16 protein-coding genes are annotated in these 17,983 nt (G+C 69.6%); 9 read left to right on the plus strand and 7 right to left on the minus strand.

Annotation, left to right across the window (positions count from 1 at the left end; translation table 11 throughout):
• Window positions 1-21: 21 nt before the first annotated feature.
• Both HJG52_RS04700 and lipB read left to right on the plus strand, forming a co-directional pair.
• Window positions 22-756, plus strand: coding sequence for a Type 1 glutamine amidotransferase-like domain-containing protein (locus HJG52_RS04700; protein WP_171242343.1), 735 nt, complete (start codon window positions 22-24; stop codon window positions 754-756).
• A 118-nt stretch (window positions 757-874) separates the two neighbouring features.
• Window positions 875-1,510 (plus strand): lipoyl(octanoyl) transferase LipB, encoded by a 636-nt coding sequence (gene lipB / locus HJG52_RS04705; RefSeq protein ID WP_171242344.1) that lies wholly within the window; start codon window positions 875-877, stop codon window positions 1,508-1,510.
• Between the two features lie 3 nt (window positions 1,511-1,513).
• Here lipB and HJG52_RS04710 read toward each other — a convergent pair whose 3' ends face one another.
• A complete protein-coding gene (locus tag HJG52_RS04710; RefSeq protein ID WP_171242345.1) occupies window positions 1,514-2,047 on the minus strand; it encodes a hypothetical protein in 534 nt (177 codons plus the stop codon).
• A 216-nt stretch (window positions 2,048-2,263) separates the two neighbouring features.
• Between HJG52_RS04710 and lipA the strand changes: the two genes are divergently transcribed.
• Together lipA and HJG52_RS04720 are read left to right on the plus strand one after the other, a co-directional pair.
• Window positions 2,264-3,301 (plus strand): lipoyl synthase, encoded by a 1,038-nt coding sequence (gene lipA / locus HJG52_RS04715; protein WP_171243084.1) that lies wholly within the window; start codon window positions 2,264-2,266, stop codon window positions 3,299-3,301.
• 17 nt (window positions 3,302-3,318) lie between these two features.
• Window positions 3,319-4,053 (plus strand): DUF4191 domain-containing protein, encoded by a 735-nt coding sequence (locus HJG52_RS04720; protein ID WP_171242346.1) that lies wholly within the window; start codon window positions 3,319-3,321, stop codon window positions 4,051-4,053.
• 3 nt (window positions 4,054-4,056) lie between these two features.
• Here the strand turns inward: HJG52_RS04720 and HJG52_RS04725 are convergent, their stop codons facing one another.
• Window positions 4,057-4,911, minus strand: coding sequence for an ATP-grasp domain-containing protein (locus HJG52_RS04725; RefSeq protein ID WP_171242347.1), 855 nt, complete (start codon window positions 4,909-4,911; stop codon window positions 4,057-4,059).
• Between the two features lie 89 nt (window positions 4,912-5,000).
• On the opposite strand from HJG52_RS04725, the gene HJG52_RS04730 reads away from it, so the two are divergent.
• Together HJG52_RS04730 and HJG52_RS04735 are read left to right on the plus strand one after the other, a co-directional pair.
• A complete protein-coding gene (locus HJG52_RS04730; protein ID WP_171242348.1) occupies window positions 5,001-5,828 on the plus strand; it encodes a DUF4097 family beta strand repeat-containing protein in 828 nt (275 codons plus the stop codon).
• A complete protein-coding gene (locus HJG52_RS04735) occupies window positions 5,825-6,427 on the plus strand; it encodes a PadR family transcriptional regulator (protein WP_171242349.1) in 603 nt (200 codons plus the stop codon). The genes HJG52_RS04730 and HJG52_RS04735 overlap by 4 nt, the downstream gene beginning before the upstream one ends.
• Before the next feature lie 92 nt (window positions 6,428-6,519).
• Here the strand turns inward: HJG52_RS04735 and HJG52_RS04740 are convergent, their stop codons facing one another.
• Window positions 6,520-6,996, minus strand: a complete 477-nt coding sequence (locus HJG52_RS04740; RefSeq protein ID WP_171242350.1) for an RDD family protein — start codon at window positions 6,994-6,996, stop codon at window positions 6,520-6,522.
• Window positions 6,997-7,148: 152 nt separating this feature from the next.
• Between HJG52_RS04740 and glnA the strand changes: the two genes are divergently transcribed.
• The 3 genes from glnA to HJG52_RS04755 all read left to right on the plus strand — a co-directional run bounded on the left by glnA (window position 7,149) and on the right by HJG52_RS04755 (window position 9,584).
• Window positions 7,149-8,573 (plus strand): type I glutamate--ammonia ligase, encoded by a 1,425-nt coding sequence (gene glnA / locus HJG52_RS04745; protein WP_171242351.1) that lies wholly within the window; start codon window positions 7,149-7,151, stop codon window positions 8,571-8,573.
• Between the two features lie 183 nt (window positions 8,574-8,756).
• On the plus strand, window positions 8,757-9,164 hold the full coding sequence (locus HJG52_RS04750) for a hypothetical protein (RefSeq protein ID WP_171242352.1): 408 nt from the start codon (window positions 8,757-8,759) through the stop codon (window positions 9,162-9,164).
• The gene (locus HJG52_RS04755) at window positions 9,165-9,584 is read left to right on the plus strand and encodes a YkvA family protein (protein WP_171242353.1); all 420 of its coding nucleotides are present in this window, start codon (window positions 9,165-9,167) and stop codon (window positions 9,582-9,584) included. It begins immediately after the preceding gene.
• Between the two features lie 7 nt (window positions 9,585-9,591).
• On the opposite strand, the gene HJG52_RS21200 is transcribed toward HJG52_RS04755, so the two are convergent.
• The 4 genes from HJG52_RS21200 to dnaE form a co-directional block, all read right to left on the minus strand.
• Window positions 9,592-9,717: a hypothetical protein gene (locus tag HJG52_RS21200; RefSeq protein ID WP_277352073.1), complete on the minus strand. Its 126-nt coding sequence runs from the start codon at window positions 9,715-9,717 to the stop codon at window positions 9,592-9,594.
• A 204-nt stretch (window positions 9,718-9,921) separates the two neighbouring features.
• Entirely contained in the window at window positions 9,922-12,054 is a 2,133-nt protein-coding gene (locus HJG52_RS21530; protein WP_171242354.1) for a SpoIIE family protein phosphatase, read from the minus strand.
• 95 nt (window positions 12,055-12,149) lie between these two features.
• On the minus strand, window positions 12,150-14,285 hold the full coding sequence (locus tag HJG52_RS04765) for a prolyl oligopeptidase family serine peptidase (protein WP_171242355.1): 2,136 nt from the start codon (window positions 14,283-14,285) through the stop codon (window positions 12,150-12,152).
• 47 nt (window positions 14,286-14,332) lie between these two features.
• Window positions 14,333-17,935 (minus strand): DNA polymerase III subunit alpha, encoded by a 3,603-nt coding sequence (gene dnaE, locus HJG52_RS04770; protein WP_171242356.1) that lies wholly within the window; start codon window positions 17,933-17,935, stop codon window positions 14,333-14,335.
• Window positions 17,936-17,983: the final 48 nt, after the last annotated feature.

The following is a 17,983-nucleotide window of genomic DNA, read 5'->3' on the forward strand; positions in this document are numbered from 1 at the left end:
GGCCCCCTAGAGTCGGGCACCATGGCCACCGACCAGCCCACCATCCTCGCGACCTCCGGCGGCTACCGACGGGGCAAGCGCACCGACTTCGAGTTCGACGCGCTGATCCACCACGCGGTCGAGCTGTCCGGCGCGACCGGGCGCCGCCCCAAGGTCACGCACCTGCCCACCGCGAGTGGCGACCAGCGCTGGCTCGGTGCCGAGATGAACGACGCAGCCCGCGTCGCCGGCTTCGACTTCACCAACCTCTACCTCTTCCCCATGCCGAACCTCGACGACATCGAAGGGCACCTGCTCGAGCAGGACGTCGTGTGGGTCAACGGCGGCTCGGTCGCCGGGCTCCTGGCGCTGTGGGATGTGCACGACCTGCGCCCGGTCTTCCGGCGCGTGTGGGAGGCGGGTGTGGTGCTCGCCGGCGTCTCGGCCGGCTCGATCTGCTGGTATGCCGGCGGGACGACCGACTCGTTCGGCCCCGAGCTGCGCGCGGTCACGAACGGCCTGGCACTGCTGCCCTACGGCAACGGCGTCCACTACGACTCCGAGGAGCGCCGCCGCCCACTCGTGCACCGCCTCGTGGCCGACGGCACGCTCCCCGTGACCCACTGCACCGACGACGGGGTGGGCCTGGTCTACCGGGGCACCGAGCTCGTCGAAGCCGTCAGCGAGCGCGACGGCAAGGGCGCCTACGTCGTCACCCGCGAGGGCGACCGGGCCGTCGAAGAGCGGATCGAGCCACGCCGGCTGCCCACCACCTGAACTTTGGCCCAAAGTTCCCCTGTGCTTGGAACCTTCCGCGCCAGGGCGAACTTTGGGCCAAAGTTCGCCCGAGGAGGTGTCGGCGGGATGGTCCGACGTGGGGCGTACTGTGAACGACATGCGCTTCGAGCACGTCGGCTTCGCCCCTGACTTCGTCGACTACGAGGCCGGGTGGGCGCTCCAGCGCGAGGTCCACCACCGCGTGGTCGACGGCGGCGAGGACACCGTGCTGCTGCTCGAGCATCAGCCCGTCTACACCGCGGGCAAGCGCACCGAGGACCACCAGCGCCCCAAGGACGGGACGCCGGTCGTCGAGGTCGACCGCGGGGGCCTCATCACCTGGCACGGTCCCGGCCAGCTCGTGGGCTACCCGATCGTGCGGTTGCACGGCGCCCCCATCGACGTGGTCGCCCACGTGCGTCGCCTCGAGGAGGTCATGATCCGGGTATGCCGTGAGTTCGGTGTCGAGACCACGCGCGTCGAGGGTCGTTCGGGCGTCTGGGTGCTGGCGGACGACCGGGGGCCGGACCGCAAGCTCGGGGCCATCGGCGTGCGCGTCAGCAAGCAGGTGACCATGCACGGGTTTGCGCTCAACTGCGACGCCGACCTGTCCTGGGCCGACAACATCGTCGCCTGCGGCATCGACGACGCCGACGTGAGCTCGATCAGCCAGGAGTCCGGTCGCCAGGTCACCGTCCAGGACGTGCTCCCCTACGCCGAGAAGCACCTCACCGACGTCCTCGGCAACGCGTGACCCTCACGATCCGGTCCGCGACCGCCGTCCTCGCCGTGGCCGCACGAGCAAGTCACTGAAGTCGGTCGGCTCCGGTTCCACCGGCTCGCCGCGACCGACCCGCTCACGCCACAGGGCGACCAGGTCATCGGCCTCGGCCCGGTTGCCGACCCGCCGCGCGTGGACGACCCGGCTGCCCTCACGCACCACGACGGTCCGTGGAACCCGCGCGAAACGCAGAGCGACGAGCCAGAACGGCCACGCGACCAACAGGGCCAGCACCTCCACCAGGGCAGGCAGGACGCACAGGGCGATGAGGCCGACGAAGTAGGCAGCAGTGACCTGCTGGCGCCCCCTCCAGATGTCACGCGTGTCCGACATCGGCCGCCACCGGGTATCCGGCTCGAACCCGTTCGTGGCACCGCTGACGTCGCCCAGGGCCTCGGCCATCGGTCGGGTCGAGCGCAGCAGCCACGGGCGGCTCAGGACCTCGACCCGCTGCGCCGGTCCCGGCGCAGTGGTGCCCGGGTAGGTCATCCCCACGTACTTCGTCACCATGTCGCCTTCGTCCCCATGTCGCGAGAGTAGGGCGAGCGGCGCCACGACCGACGGGGTTGTCCACAGGTCCCCCGTCCCCGCACGCGGTCCCTGCGGGAATACCCCGAAACGCGCAGGCGTACCCTTGAAGGACGCCCGGTGACCTCCGGGCGTTACCGCGCCCACGCGGCATACCTGTCGAGCGAGGCGCACCGAACGCAAGGCAAGGGAGTCTTCGTGACCGTCGCACCCGAGGGCCGTCGACTGTTGCGCGTCGAGGCGCGCAACGCCGAGACGCCGATCGAGCGCAAGCCCGAGTGGATCCGCACCACCGCCAAGATGGGGCCGGAGTACACCAAGCTGAACTCGATGGTGAAGACCGAGGGCCTGCACACCGTCTGTCAGGAAGCCGGCTGTCCCAACATCTTCGAGTGCTGGGAGGACCGTGAGGCTACCTTCCTCATCGGTGGCGACATCTGCACCCGGCGCTGCGACTTCTGCGACATCGCCAGCGGGCGCCCGCTGGCCCTCGACCTCGACGAGCCGCGCCGCGTGGCCGAGTCGGTCGCCCAGATGGGGCTGCGCTACTCGACCGTGACCGGCGTCGCGCGCGACGACCAGCCCGACGGCGCCGCCTGGCTCTACGCCGAGACGATCCGCCAGATCCACGCAAAGAACCCCCACACCGGCGTCGAGATCCTGCCCCCCGACTTCGGCGCCAAGCCCGAGCTGGTCGGCCAGGTCTTCGACGCCCGGCCCGAGGTGTTCGCGCACAACCTCGAGACGGTGCCGCGCATCTTCAAGCAGATCCGACCGGCCTTCACCTACGAGAAGTCGCTCAAGGTCCTGTCGATGGCCCGCGACGCCGAGCTCGTCACCAAGTCCAACCTCATCCTCGGCATGGGCGAGGAGGACCACGAGGTCGAGCAGGCGATCCGCGACCTGCACGACGCGGGCTGCGACATCCTGACGATCACCCAGTACCTGCGTCCCTCCAAGCTGCACCACCCGATCGACCGGTGGGTCAAGCCGGAGGAGTTCGTCCACTGGAGCGAGGTCGCCGAGGAGATCGGGTTCAAGGGCGTCATGGCGGGACCGCTCGTGCGCTCGTCCTACCGCGCCGGACGCCTGTGGGCGACCGCGATGCGCAAGTGGGGTCGCGAGATCCCCGAGCACCTGCAGCACCTCGCCGACGCCGCGTCCGACCCCGCCCGCCAGGAGGCCGCCTCGCTCGTGGCCGCCCGCACGCCGGGCGCGCTGGGCACCCCCGCCTGACAGGTATCCTGACCCTCATGGCCCGCAAGGAAAAGCAGCAGTCAGACACGCCCAAGGAGCCGGGTCGGTTCCGGCAGGTCGGGCAGGTCTTCAATGCCGCCCGCAAGGTCGACCCCACCATCCCGTGGTGGATGCTGCTGGCGTTCCTCGCCGTCGTCCTCGTCGGTGTCGCGATCGGTCTGGCGGTCGGTCACTGGGTCTACGCCCTCGTCCTGTCGATCCCGCTCGGCCTCCTGGCCGCCATGGTCGTCCTGTCGCGCAAGGCCGAGCGCGCCGCCTACCGCTCGCTGGAGGGCCAGCCCGGCGCCGCCGGTGCCGCCCTGTCCGGGCTGCGGCGTGGCTGGTACTACGACCAGCAGCCGGTCGCCCTCGACGGCGCCCGCGGCACGCGCCCCGACGACATGTCCGGGGCGGCGTTCGTCTTCCGCGCTGTGGGTCGCCCCGGGGTCGTGCTCATCGGTGAGGGCACGGCCGCCCGCCGCTCCAAGCTGCTCACGCAGGAGCGCAAGAAGGTCGAGCGTGTGGCCCCCGGCGTGCCCGTCACCCTGCTCGTCGTCGGCGACGGCGAGGACCAGCTGCCGGCGCGCAAGCTGAGCTCGAAGATGACCCGCATGAAGCCGGTGCTCACCAAGGAGGAGGCGGCCGCGGTCAACAAGCGGCTCAAGGCCCTCGGTGGCATGCGCCCGCCGATCCCCGCCGGCATGGACCCCATGCGTGCGCGTGTCGACCGCAAGGCGATGCGCGGCCGCTGACGGTCAGCTGAGCGCAGACTCCAGGGCGTCGGCGTAGCGCCCGAGCGCGCCCTCGTCCATCCGCAGGAACAGGTCGGGCTCGATCAGCTCGAGCTCCATCAGCGTCGGCTGCCCGTCCACGTCGATGAAGTCGGCCCGGGCGTAGACCAGCTCGTCCGGCGCCAGCGCCATCGCGGCCCGCGCCACCTCGACCTCGCCGCTGGTCGGCAGGTGCTCGAGCTCGGCCCCGCCGTGCAGCGCCTGCACCCGGTAGTCGCCCGGCTTGGGCACCTTGCGCACGGCGTGCGACAGCTCGCCGCCGAAGAAGAACAGCGAGGTCTCCCCCAGCTCGACGCTCGCGGCATATGGCTGGACGATCGTGTCGCCTCGCCGCACAAGGTCGGTGACGTGGGCGGCGACCTCGTCGCTCGCGGCGAGCCCGCGCAGCGCCTTGAAGGCACCACCGTCGACCGCCGGCTTGACCACGACCTCGTCCCAGCCCGTGCCGCGCAGCTGCCCGACCGGGTCGGGTGCGCCGTGGTCGAGGGCGAGTGAGGGCAGGACTGGTATGCCGCGTGCCGCCAGCTCGGCGAGGTAGCCCTTGTGGGAGTTCCAGCGAATCACCTTGGGGCTGTTGACGATTCGCGTGACCGAGTCGACGCGGTCGACCCAGCCGAGGAACTCCTCTAGCCGGTCGAAGTAGTCCCACGTCGAGCGGACCACGACGAGGTCGTATGCCGCCCAGTCACCGCCCGCGTCCCAGTGCACGACCTGCGCGTCGTGGCCTCGACGGACCAGCTCGTCCGCAACCTGCTCGGCCTCGGGGTCGACGTAGTCGTGGTTGCTCCAGGTGCACAGGGCGATTCGGCGGGCGGTCACGGCGCCCATTGTGCCGTGCTTGCCAACGCGACACTCGCGATATAACGTGTTTCCGACAACGCGATATAACGCGAATGAGAGGACTCATCATGGCAGAGCAGTGGCAGGTCGAGAGCCCGCGGGTGATCGACATCGGTGGCGACGACGAGCTGGTGCGCGAGCTGCAGGTCGGCATCGTCGGCGGACACGTCGACGTCGTCACCCACGACGACTCCCCCACGGCGCGGGTCGAGGTCTCGCAGGTCCAGGGCAGCCCGCTGACCGTCGAATGGGATGGCTCGCAGATCAAGATCACGCACGGCACGTGGGGCCAGAACATCCTCACCAAGCTCAAGCAGCTGGTGGACGTACCCGAGCGCAACCGGGTCACCCTCAGCATCTCGGTGCCGGAGTCGACCCGCACCAAGGTCAGCACGGTCAGCGCGAGCGGACTGCTCGCGGGGCTGCGCGCGGAGGCGAAGGCCAACACGGTCTCTGGCGGCTTCACCCTCGACGACATCGTCGGCGACATCGACGTCAACACCGTCTCCGGTGACGTCGAGTGTGTCGAGCTCACCGGGCCGCTGACGGTCAACACGGTCTCGGGCGCGGTCACGGCCCAGCACAGCGACCTGCCGTCGGTGAAGATCAACACGGTCAGCGGTGACGTCACCCTCGACCTCGTCAACACCGCCAGCACCATCTCCTCGAGCTCGGTGTCGGGCGACGTCACGGTCCGCAGTGCCCACGACGGGTATGACGTCAAGGGCGCCACCGGCACCGGGCAGGTGGTCGTCGACGGCCACTCGGTGAGCCGGCAGGCACAGAAGAAGGGCGAGCGCGTCCGTGGCGGCGACGGTGGCATCAAGCTCGACGCCAGCGCCGCCACCGGCAGCATCGTGCTCCTGCGCGCAGTGACCGGGGCGCAGGCGTCATGAGCCCGGTCTTCGCGCACGGCCAGCTGAGGCTCTACCTGTTGGCCCTGCTCGCCGACGGCCCGCGGCACGGTTACGAGGTGATCCAGGACCTCGAGCAGCGCTTCAACGGGCTCTACTCCCCCAGCGCCGGCACGGTCTACCCCCGCCTCGCCAAGCTCGAGGAGGAGGGCCTCGTCGAGCGGTCCGACGAGGGGCGCAAGGCGGTCTACTCGATCACCGACGCCGGCCGAGAGGAGGTGCGTGAGCGCCAGGACGACCTGGCCAACCTGCAGGCCGACCTCGACCTGTCGGTGCGCGAGCTGGCCGAGCAGGTGCGATCCCGGGTCCGGGGGCAGGCGAGTGACCTGCGGGCCGAGCTCAAGGCTGCGGCTCGTGAGGCCCGGCGCGGCGCGACCCCGGTCGGCGGTGAGGCGTGGAGCAGCTGGACTTCCGCCGACCCCAAGGCTTTTCGCGACCTCGAGAATGCCGTGCACGAGTTGCGCACCGAGGCACGCACCGCCTGGCGCAAGCACGGGCTCACCGCCGAGCAGACCCGGGAGATCGCGGCGATCGTCACCGAGGCGACCGACCGCATCCGTGAGGTGCTGAACCGGCGATGAGCGTCCACCCCGTCCGGTTCCGGCCCTGCTCCCCCGCGACGGCGCTCAGCCTCGCGGCGGCTGCGGCGCAGTGGGCGGGTGCGGGTGCGCGCTCAGGTGCGGACGATGACGGTGCCCGCCGCCTTGTCGTGCAGGCCGCGACCGTCCTTGTCCCAGAACATCGCCGGCAGGAACAGGGCGAGCAGGATGGTGCGCACCAGCACCTGGAAGGGTCGGGCGGCCGCGCCGTCGGCTGACAGGACACGCAGGCCGACGACCCGGTGACCGAGCGTGGACCCGAGGGTGCCGACCAGGAGCAGGTTCTCGAGGGCGAAGATGCCCAGCACGATGAGTGACTGGCTGCCCGTCGCCACCGCCGTGAACGGCAGGGGCACGCGGAACAACGCGGTCGCGATGAGGCTGCACAGGACCCAGTCGATGACGACGCCGACGAGGCGTCGCCCGAAGCGACCCATCGAACCGGCGCCGGCACGCGGCATACCGAGACGCTCTCCGGGGTATGCCGACGAGCTGCCCGTGCGTGCCCCCGGGCCTTCCAGCCAGGAGCCGATGTCCTTGCGGTCGACCACGCGCCCAGCCTCTCACGGCGTAACACCGGCGAAACATACGGGTCATGGGCGGGAAATCCCGGCGCACTAGGGTCGAACCCGACCCCGAGCGGAACCGTCGTGCACGCGTCGTGCCCCGATGCCCGCCGCCCCACCACCAGGAGGCACTCACTTTGTTCAGCAACGCTGACGAGGTCCTGAAGTTCATCAAGGACGAGGACGTCAAGTTCGTCGACGTGCGGTTCTGCGACCTGCCCGGCGTGATGCAGCACTTCAACGTGCCCGCCGACACGGTCGACGCGGACTTCATGAAGAACGGCCAGATGTTCGACGGGTCCTCGATCCGCGGCTTCCAGGCGATCCACGAGTCCGACATGAAGCTCATCCCGGACCCCACGAGCGCCTACCTCGACCCGTTCCGCAAGGAGAAGACGCTCATCCTGAACTTCTCCATCGTGGACCCGTTCACGGGTGAGGAGTACTCGCGCGACCCGCGCAACATCGCCGCGAAGGCCGAGGCCTACCTCAAGTCGACCGGCATCGCCGACACCGCCTACTTCGGTGCCGAGGCCGAGTTCTACGTCTTCGACGACGTGCGGTTCGAGACCAAGGCCAACGCCGGCTACTACTTCATCGAGTCGATCGAGGCCGCCTGGAACACCGGTCGTGAGGAGGAGGGCGGCAACAAGGGTTACAAGACCCGGTACAAGGGCGGCTACTTCCCCGTGCCGCCGGTCGACCACTTCGCCGACATCCGTGACGAGATGACCCTCGCGCTGAACGATGCCGGGCTGTCCGTCGAGCGCGCCCACCACGAGGTCGGCACCGCCGGCCAGCAGGAGATCAACTACCGCTTCAACACCCTGAAGCAGGCCGCCGACGACGTGCTGAAGTTCAAGTACATCATCAAGAACGTCGCGTGGAACAACGACAAGACCGTCACCTTCATGCCGAAGCCGCTGTTCGGTGACAACGGCTCGGGCATGCACAGCCACCAGTCGCTGTGGAAGGACGGCGAGCCGCTGTTCTACGACGAGCGCGGCTACGGCGGCCTGTCCGACATCGCGCGCTGGTACATCGGTGGGCTCTTGAAGCACGCGCCGGCGGTGCTGGCGTTCACCAACCCGACCGTGAACAGCTACCACCGGCTCGTGCCGGGCTACGAGGCGCCGGTCAACCTGGTCTACTCGGCCCGCAACCGCTCCGCCTGCGTGCGCATCCCGATCACGGGTGACTCGCCCAAGGCCAAGCGTATCGAGTTCCGCGTGCCCGACCCGTCGGCCAACCCCTACCTCGCCTTCTCGGCGATGCTGATGGCCGGTCTCGACGGCATCAAGAACCGCATCGAGCCGCCGGAGCCGGTGGACAAGGACCTCTACGAGCTGCCGCCAGAGGAGCACGACGCCATCGCGCAGGTGCCCGGCTCGCTGCCCGAGGTGCTCGACGCGCTCGAGGCCGACCACGAGTTCCTGCTCGAGGGTGACGTGTTCACCAAGGACCTCATCGAGACCTGGATCGACTGGAAGCGCAAGAACGAGGTCGACCCGATCCGGTTCCGCCCGCACCCGCACGAGTTCGAGATGTACTACGACATCTGATCCCGAAGCCCCGGGCCGGCTAACCTGCGCCGTTGCGGGTCAGCGGGCCCGATGGTTCCGCGGATGAGGCACGAGCCCGACCTGGGCGGTTGTCTGGGTCGGGCTCTGCCGTGCCAGCAGGACGGCGGCGGGAGGTCCACGGGAGGGCTGCTGGTCCGGCGCCTTGGGCGATAGCGTTCCGCCATGGGCTACGACCTCCACGTCTTCCGCGGCGACGAATGGTTTGAGGCCGAACCGATTCCGCTCGACGAGTGGGCTGAGTTCGTCGAATCGTCCAACGATCTGCGTGCAACTGGTTCGATCGAGGCAACTACTCCTTCGGGCGAAACGATCCGGATGGAAGATGACGGCCTGGCCGAGTGGATCGGCCATGGCAATGGCCCGGTGCCGGTTCTGTTCAGCGAAGGGCAGCTCGTGGTGAAGAACCCCGACGACGAGACCATTGCTTGGCTGGTTTCTGTTGCTGATCGGCTCGGAGCCCGGGTCCAAGGGGATGAGGGCGAGTTCTATCCCGCGGCTGGTGGTTCGGGCGCCGCGCCGGGCGAACCTCGGCAGGGCTGGTTTCGTCGCAGAGGTCGCGGCCGCTCCTAGATGGTGACCGTGCGGGAACATTGGTGGACGATCGCGCTCGGCGTCGTGGGTGGGCTCGTGCTGCTGTGGGGCGCGCTCATCGCGGCCCTGTGGCTCGGCCGGCCCGACGACCTGTCGGTCAAGGACGCGCTGCGGCTGCTACCCGACCTGGTGCGACTGCTCAAGCGGCTGGCCGCCGACAAGACGCTCCCCCGCGGCATACGGGTGCGCCTTTGGCTGCTGCTCGCCTATCTGGCGCTGCCCATCGACCTCGTCCCCGACTTCCTGCCGGTGATCGGCTATGCCGACGACGCGGTCGTCGTGGCGCTCGCCCTGCGTTCGGTGACCAAGGCGGCCGGCCCCGAGGCGCTCGACCGGCACTGGCCGGGAACGCCGGAGGGGTTGCGGGCGGTGCGGCGGCTGGCCGGCCTACCCGCGTGAGAGTCGTTCAGGCCAGCGTCGGGACGACCACGACCGGTGCGGACACGTCGGTGTCGGCGACCCGCTGACCCAGGCCGTCGGCGCGGTCCAGGAGCGAGAGGTCCTCGTCCATCATCGGGGCAATGCGGTCCATCAGTCGGTTCCACATGTCGGCCAGGGCGTCCTTTCGGGGGCTGAGGACTGGCTGGGGTGAACATGGAGAGGTTGCCTTCTCACCATTGAGTGCAGGCAGCAGTATGCCGTGCTTCCTCCGTTGGATGACGCAAGACTGGCCGAACGGATGAGGGAGCACGAACGCGCGAGCGCGGCATACCCCATCCGGCGCAGGCCGCCGGCCTCAGGCGAGGCGGATCGACACCGGCGGCGCCATGGACGGCTGCACCTCGACCTCGAACCACACGGTCGTGCCGGCGGAGGTGCGGTGCACGCCGAACGCGTCGCTGATCGCCTTGACCAGCGACAGGCCACGCCCCCGCACCGCCATGGGGTCGGCGCCGGTGAGCAGCGGCTCGCCCCGGTTGCCGCTGTCCGAGACGGTGACCGTCAGCACGCCGGAGTCGAGGTCCATCGACAGGTGCGACTCGGTGCCCGCGTGCAGCACCGAGTTGGTGATCAGCTCGGAGATGCCGGTGATGACGGTGTGCTGGTCGCTCTCGCTGATGGCCCAGTCGTCGAGCTCGCGGCGCGCCCACTCGCGGGCGGCGCGCACGGACTCGGGCAGGGGCGGCACGACGATGGCGACCCGGCGGTACCCCGCAGGCGAGCGCCCGACGGCCAGGACCGCACAGTCGTCCTCCTGCCCGGACGTCTCGAGCATGGCGTCGACGACGAACTGCGCCACCCGCCGCGGGCTGCTGGGTGGGATCGCGCCGAGCACCGCGACGAGCTGGGCCTCACTGTGCTCCAGCGAGATGCCGCGACGCTCGAGCAACCCGTCGGTGTAGGCGAGCAGCATGTCGCCGACCGTGAGCCGGACCCGCGCCACCGGGCGCTCGCCGGGGATCCCGAGCGGCGGGCCGACGTCCATGGACATCAGCCGACCGCGAGGTATGCCGTCGGCGCGGGACTCGCGCCCCGCCAGCAGCGCCGGTGGTGGGTGGCCGGCGCTGGCCACCTGCAGGTCGCCGGTGGAGGGGTCGATCGCGCCGTACAGGAGGGTGACGAAGAGCTCCCCACCGAACGACATGCCCGGGCGGGCCCTGGTCGTGCCGAGCGGCATCGACGCCGGCCACAGGTCGTTGAGATCGGTGACGACTCGGTCCAGGGCAGCCATGACGGTGGCGGGTGACGGGTCGGTGAGTGCCGCGCCTCGGATCGCCGCCCGCACCTGGCCCATGACCGTGGCAGCCATGACACCGCGTCCGGCGACGTCGCCGATGACGAGGGCGAGGCGTCCGTCGGGCAGGAAGAACGAGTCGTAGAAGTCGCCACCGGCGACCGTGCCCTCGGACACCGGCTCGTAGCGGGCGGCGATGCTCACCTGGTCGGACTGCGGGAGGTTGGGCGGCAGCAGGGTGCGTTGCAGCAGCTCGGCAGTCGACCGCTCGGCGTCGTAGACGACGGCCCGGCGCAAAGCCTCGGCGACGAGCTCGCGGAACGGGGCCGCCATGCCCAGCACGTCGCGTGGCACCGCGCTGGCCTGGCGGTGGATCACCAGGGCGGCGGTGACCTCACCCTCGCGCAGCGGCATCGCCACGGTCTCGCCGCCGGGCTGCACGTGCAGGTCCGAACCGGCGGTCACCTCGTCCACGAGGGCCGCAAGGTCGGGCGTCACCTCCGACCAGATGAGCGGCAGCCGCTCCTCGTCGGGTGACAGCTCCTCGACCCGGTGACGCCGGGCCATGCGCCACCCCGACGGGCCGGGTGAGGGCAGGCAGAAGGTCACCGAGAGCGCGTCGAATGCGACCATGGCCTCGCGGAGCACGACCTTGCAGACGTCGTCGACCGTCACCGCCACCGCCAGCGAGGTCGCCAGTCGGGCGACCGCGCGGGACCGCCCGACGGTCGCGGTGGTGTCGACGGCCAGGTGCAGCACGGCCAGGACGCGGCCGTCCTCGTCGCGCACCGGTGAACCCGCCCGCACGAACGTGGCCAGGTGCTCCTCGTCCCGGTCGCTCAGCGGCTGCACGTCGATCTCGGCTGCCTCCTGCAGGAAGCTCGTGCCCCAGTGCATGGTCGCCTCGAACGGCCGACCCACGAGCGGGTCGCTCCACACCCGGCCCAGCACCTCGCGGGCGGGGCGGGCGAACGACTTCGGGTGACGGTGGCCGAGCAGGTCGGCGAACGCGTCGTTGTAGAGCAGCAGCAGCTGTGGGCCGCACAGCAACGCCATCGGTACGACGCTGTCGACGACGAGGTCCCATGCAGCAGTCAGGCGCGCCGGCCACTGGTCCACCGGTCCCAGCGGCGTGGCCGCCCAGTCCCAGCGGTCCGCCGTTCTGCGCGCAGCAGACTCCGCACCCTCACTCACGCTCAGCCCATCCACGAGTGTCGTTGTAGCCCTGCAGCCGCTCCCACCCTAGGCCCCTCGATGAGGCGATTGGGCCGGACGTCCACGGAAGTTGGTCAGTCGACGCGCTCGACGGCACCCACCTGCCCGGCGAGGAAGGCCCACTCCCATCCGGCCTGGCGCCAGCTGTCGTACCGGCCGCTCTTGCCGCCGTGACCCGCCACCATCTCGGTGCGCAGCAGCACCGGTCGGGCCGCGGGGTCACTCGTGGTCACCTCCCGCAGCCGCGCCACCCACTTCGCCGGCTCGGTGAAGTAGACGCGGGTGTCGTTGAGCGAAGTGGTCGCGAGGACCGCGGGGTATGCCGCGGGGTGCAGGTTCTCGTACGGCGTGTACGACTTCATGTAGGCGTAGACCTCTGGGTCGTCGAGCGGGTTGCCCCACTCCTCCCACTCGACCACCGTCAACGGCAGGCTCGGGTCGAGGATGGTCGTGAGGGCGTCGACGAACGGCACGGCCGCGTGCACGACCCGGAACCGCTCGGGCGCCAGGTTGAGCGCAGCGCCAATCAGCAGGCCACCGGCCGAACCTCCTTCTGCTGCAAGGCGATCCGGGTCGACCCAGCCCGAGTCGACTAGGTGGTCTGCGCTGGCGATGAAGTCGGTGAAGGTGTTGCGTTTGTGCAGCAGCTTGCCGTCGTCGTACCACGCCCGCCCCATCTCTCCGCCCCCACGAACGTGGGCGATGGCGTAGACGAAGCCACGCTCGAGGAGCGACAGCCGGGCCACGGAGAAGTACGGGTCGGAGGAGATCTCATAGGACCCGTATGCCGTGAGGAGACCGGGGTGGCTGCCGTCGGGCTTCGCCCCGGCCCGGTGGACGATCGAGATCGGGACCTGCGTGCCGTCGGGGGCGGTGGCCCACTCGCGACGCTGTTCGTAGTCCGACGGGTCGTAGCCACCGAGGACGGGCTGGCGCTTGAGCAGGTCCAGCTCGCGGGTGGCCAGGTCGTAGTCGTAGACGGTCTTGGGCGTCACCATCGACTCGTAGCCGATGCGCAGCCGGGTGGTGGCCGGCTCAGGGTTGTCCCCCAGCCACACGTGGTGGACCGGCTCGTCGAACTCGAGGTCGTGGTGCTCGCCGTAGCCGGTCTCGCTCGCGGCGTCACGGGCGATGACGCGCAACGCGGTCAGGCCGTCCCGACGCAGCGACAGCACCGCCACGTCGTCGAACGCCTCGACCCCCTGGAACCGCTCTCCGGGGGCCGAGCGCATGAGCGGCTGCCACTGGTCGGCCGAGGTCGCGTCCAGTGGTGCCCACGCGAGGTCGGAGTCGATGTTGTCGGCGTTGTGGACGATGAGCAGCCGGTCGGCTGCCGGCTCGACGTCGTACTCGACCCCGTCGCGGCGGGGCGCGACGACCCGGAGCTCGCCCAGGGGGTCGGTGGCGTCGAGGATGCGCACCTCGGAGGTGGTCTTCGACCCGACGCCGACCATGATCCAGCGGTCGTCACGCGAGGACCCGATGCCCATCCAGAAACGCTCGTCGCCCTCCTCGAGGACGAGCACGTCCTGGTCGGCCGGGGTGCCGACGCGGTGCCGCCACACCTGGTACGGACGCCACTGCTCGTCGACGCGCAGGTAGAAGACGTGGCTCGCGTCGTGGGAGAACACCACCCCGTAGCCGATGCCCTCGACCGCGTCGTCGACGACCTCGCCGGTGCGAAGGTCCTTGACCCGCAAGGCGAAACGTTCGTCGCCCTCTGTGTCCACGGCATACGCGAGCATGGAGTGGTCGGGGCTCACGGTGAGGGCGCCCAGGGCGAAGAAGTCGTGGCCCTGCGCCTCGACGTTCCCGTCGAGGAGGACGACCTCGCCGGGCACGGGTGTCTCCGGCGCGAGCGACGGCGGCGCCTCGCCCGGGGTGCGTGGCGCCCGGCACTCGACGCCGTACTGCTTGCCCTCGAACGAACGTGAGTAGTACCACCAGGGACCGCTCGCCACCGGCACCGACAGGTCCGTCTCCTGGGTGCGGCCCTTGATCTCCTCGAAGATGGCCTCGCGCAGCGGCGCCAGGTCGGCCGTCATCGCCTCGGCGTAGGCGTTCTCGGCCTCCAGGTGGGCGACCACCGCCGGGTCGTCCTTGTCCGCCAGCCACGTGTAGGGGTCGTGGACGACGTCGCCGTGGTGCTCACGGATGGTGTCGCGCTTGGCCGGGGTGGGAGCGGTGGGTGCCTGTGCTTCGGTGCTCACCGCCCCAGCCTAGGCACGCAGCGGCGGGCTGGGTTCACGGCGGGTGGTCACCCGGCCAGACAGCGTGGCCCGAGGATCACCTTGAGGTCACCGAAGAGTGACTCGCTGGCGTTGACGCGGTAGGCGTCCTCGAGCCGCATGAGCACCGAGCGCCCCGGCTGGCTGAGCCGCACGTGGACCTCCGTCGAGCCCGGGTGCGAGGACAGCACACCCTTGAGCTCCTCGATCTTGGCCGCCGTCGCCCGGTTGGTGTCGATGGTGACCACGACCGGCCCGCGCGGCCCCTCGGAGATGTCGGGCAGCGTGAGGTCGGAGGCGTAGATCGACGGGGTGTCGTCGCGCCGGTTGACCCGGCCCTTGACCGAGACGACGGTGTCGTGGCTGAGCGCGTGGCGCACCGTCTCGTAGGCCGAAGGGAAGAACAGGCACTCGATGGCGCCCTCGAGGTCCTCGACCGTGACGATGGCCCACAGGTCGCCCTTCTTGGTGCGCTTGACCGCCAGGCCGGTGATGAGCCCAGCGATGGTCACGGTCGTGCCCTCGGGCTTGCCGTCCTCCCCCATGAGGCTGGCGATCGAGGTGTCGGCGTGGGCGGTGAGGACGTGCTCGATGCCGAACAACGGGTGGTCGGAGACGTACAGCCCCAGCATCTCCCGCTCGAACCCGAGCAGAGTCTTCTTGTCCCACTCGACACCGGGGATGGGCGGCAGCACGGAGAAGTCGACCGAGACACCGCCGGCGTCGTCGTCGCCGAAGCCGCCGAAGAGGGAGTCCTGTCCGATCGCCTCCTGACGCTTGATGTCGACGAAGTTGTCGACGTAGGCCTCGTGCACGCGGTGCAAGCCCTGGCGCGACTCGGCGAGCCCGTCGAACGCGCCCGCCTTGATGAGCGACTCGATGGTGCGCTTGTTGCAGACCACGGCCGGGCACTTGGACAGGAAGTCCTTGAAGGACGTGAACCGGCCCTTCTCCTCGCGCGCCTGGACGATCGCCTCGACGACGTTGTGGCCGACGTTGCGGATCGCCTGCAGCCCGAACCGGATGTCGGTGCCGACGGCGGCGAACCGGGCCACGGAGTCGTTGACGTCCGGCGGCAGGACCTTGATGCCCATGCGGCGGCACTCGCCGAGGTAGAGCGCGGACTTGTCCTTGTCGTCGCCAACGCTGGTGAGCAGTGCGGCCATGTACTCGGCCGGGTAGTTGGCCTTGAGGTAGGCGGTCCAGTAGGAGACCAGACCGTATGCCGCGGTGTGCGCCTTGTTGAACGCGTAGTCCGAGAACGGCACGAGGACGCCCCACAGAGCCGCGATCGAGGCCTCGTTGAACCCGTTGGCCTTCATGCCCTCGGAGAAGGGGACGTACTCCTTGTCGAGCACCTCCTTCTTCTTCTTGCCCATCGCGCGGCGCAGCAGGTCGGCGTTGCCGAGCGTGTAGCCGGCGAGCTTCTGCGCGATCTCCATGACCTGCTCCTGGTAGATCACCAGGCCGTAGGTCGTGCCGAGGATCGGCTCGAGCGCCGTCACCATCTCGGGCTGGAGCTTGCCCTTGAGCTGGGGGTCGAGCGGGATGAGCTCCTGCTTGCCGTTCTTGCGCAAGGCGAAGTTGGTGTGGGCGTTCACGCCCATGGGGCCCGGGCGGTAGAGCGCGAGCGCCGCCGAGATGTCCTCGAAGTTGTCCGGCTGCATCAGCTTGAGCAGCGTGCGCATGCCGCCACCGTCGAGCTGGAAGACGCCGAGGGTGTCACCGCGCGACAGCAGCTGGTAGGTCGCGCGGTCGGTCATGTCCTTGGAGAGCGCGTCGAGGTCGATGTCCTCGCCGCGGTTGGCTTTCACGTTCTCGATCGCGTCGTCGAGGATCGTGAGGTTGCGCAGGCCGAGGAAGTCCATCTTGACCAGGCCGAGCGACTCACAGCTCGGGTAGTCGAACTGGGTGATGACCTGCCCGTCCTGGAGGCGCCGCATGATCGGGATGACGTCGATCAGCGGCTCGCTGGACATGATGACGCCGGCCGCGTGCACGCCCCACTGGCGCTTCAGCCCCTCCAGGCCCATCGCCGTGTCGACGATCTCCTTGAAGTGTGGCTCGCTCTCGACGAGGGCGCGGAAGTCGACGCCCTCGTTGTAGCGCTTGTGCTCCTTGTTGTAGATCTCCGACAGCGGCACGCCCTTGCCCATGACGTCCGGCGGCATCGCCTTGGTGAGCTGCTCCCCCACGACGAACGGGTGACCCATCACGCGCGCGGCGTCCTTGACGGCCTGCTTGGCCTTGATGGTGCCGTAGGTGACGATCTGCGCGACCCGCTCCGAGCCGTACTTCTCGGTGACGTACTTGATGACCTCGCCCCGCCGGCGCTCGTCGAAGTCGACGTCGAAGTCGGGCATCGACATGCGTTCGGGGTTGAGGAACCGCTCGAAGATCAGGCCGTGCGGGATCGGGTCGAGGTCGGTGATCCGCATCGCGTAGGCGCACATGGACCCGGCACCGGAGCCACGACCCGGCCCCACGCGGATGCCGTTCTCCTTGGCCCAGTTGATGAAGTCCGCGACGACGAGGAAGTACCCCGGGTACCCCTTCGACACGATCACGTCCGTCTCGTACTGAGCCTGCTTCGCGGCATACTCCGGCACGCCGTCGGGGAAGCGCTCGACGAGACCCTTCTGGACCTCCTTGACGAACCAGCTCTCCTCGTTCTCCCCTTGCGGCACAGGGAACTTCGGCATGAAGCGCCCCTCGCCCTCGGTGAACGAGATGTCGCACATCTCCGCGATGAGCAGAGTGTTGTCACAGGCCTCGGGCAGCTCGCGCCAGGTGTGGCGCATCTCGGCCGGGCTCTTGAGGTAGAAGTCGTCGGCGTCGAACTTGAACCGGTTGGGGTCCATGAGCGTCGAGCCGGACTGCACGCACAGCAGGGCCGAGTGGGCCTTGGCGTCCTCGGGGCTGGTGTAGTGCAGGTCGTTGGTCGCGACGAGCGGCAGGTCGAGCTCGCGGGCGAGGCGCAGCAGGTCCTTCTGCACCCGGCGCTCGATGTCGAGCCCGTGGTCCATCAGCTCGCAGAAGTAGTTCTCGGCGCCGAGGATGTCGCGCATGTCGCTGGCGGCCTGGAGCGCCTCGCGGTACTGCCCGAGCCGCAGCCGGGTCTGGATCTCCCCCGACGGGCAGCCGGTGGTGCCGATGAGGCCCTGGCCGTACTGGCTGAGCAGCTCGCGGTCGATGCGCGGCCACTTGGCGTAGACCTGGTCGAGGCTGGCCATCGAGTCGAGCCGGAACAGGTTGTGCAGGCCGGTGTTGTCCTTGGCCAGCAGCAGCATGTGGGTGTAGGCGCCCGAGCCGGACACGTCGTCGGAGGCCTGGTGCTCCTCGCCCCACTTGACGCGCGTCTTGTCGGTGCGGTGGGTGCCCGGCGTGACGTAGGCCTCGACGCCGATGATCGGCTTGACCCCGGTGCCCTGCGCCTTCTTCCAGAACTCGTAGGCGCCGAAGACGTAGCCGTGGTCGGTCGTCGCGAGCGCCGGCATCCCCATCTCCGCGGCCCGCGTGAACAGGTCCCCGATCCGGGCCGCGCCGTCGAGCATGGAGTACTCGGTGTGCACGTGGAGGTGGACGAACGAGTCAGTGCCGTTCGAGGAGCCGGAGCCGTTCTGGGGGGACATCGGGACGATCCTAAGCCTCGCCACCGACCGCCCCTCGGCGTGTCGCCG

Origin of the sequence: Knoellia koreensis, assembly GCF_013041615.1 — a bacterium.
In the GTDB taxonomy this organism is placed as follows: Bacteria; Actinomycetota; Actinomycetes; order Actinomycetales; family Dermatophilaceae; genus Pedococcus; species Pedococcus koreensis.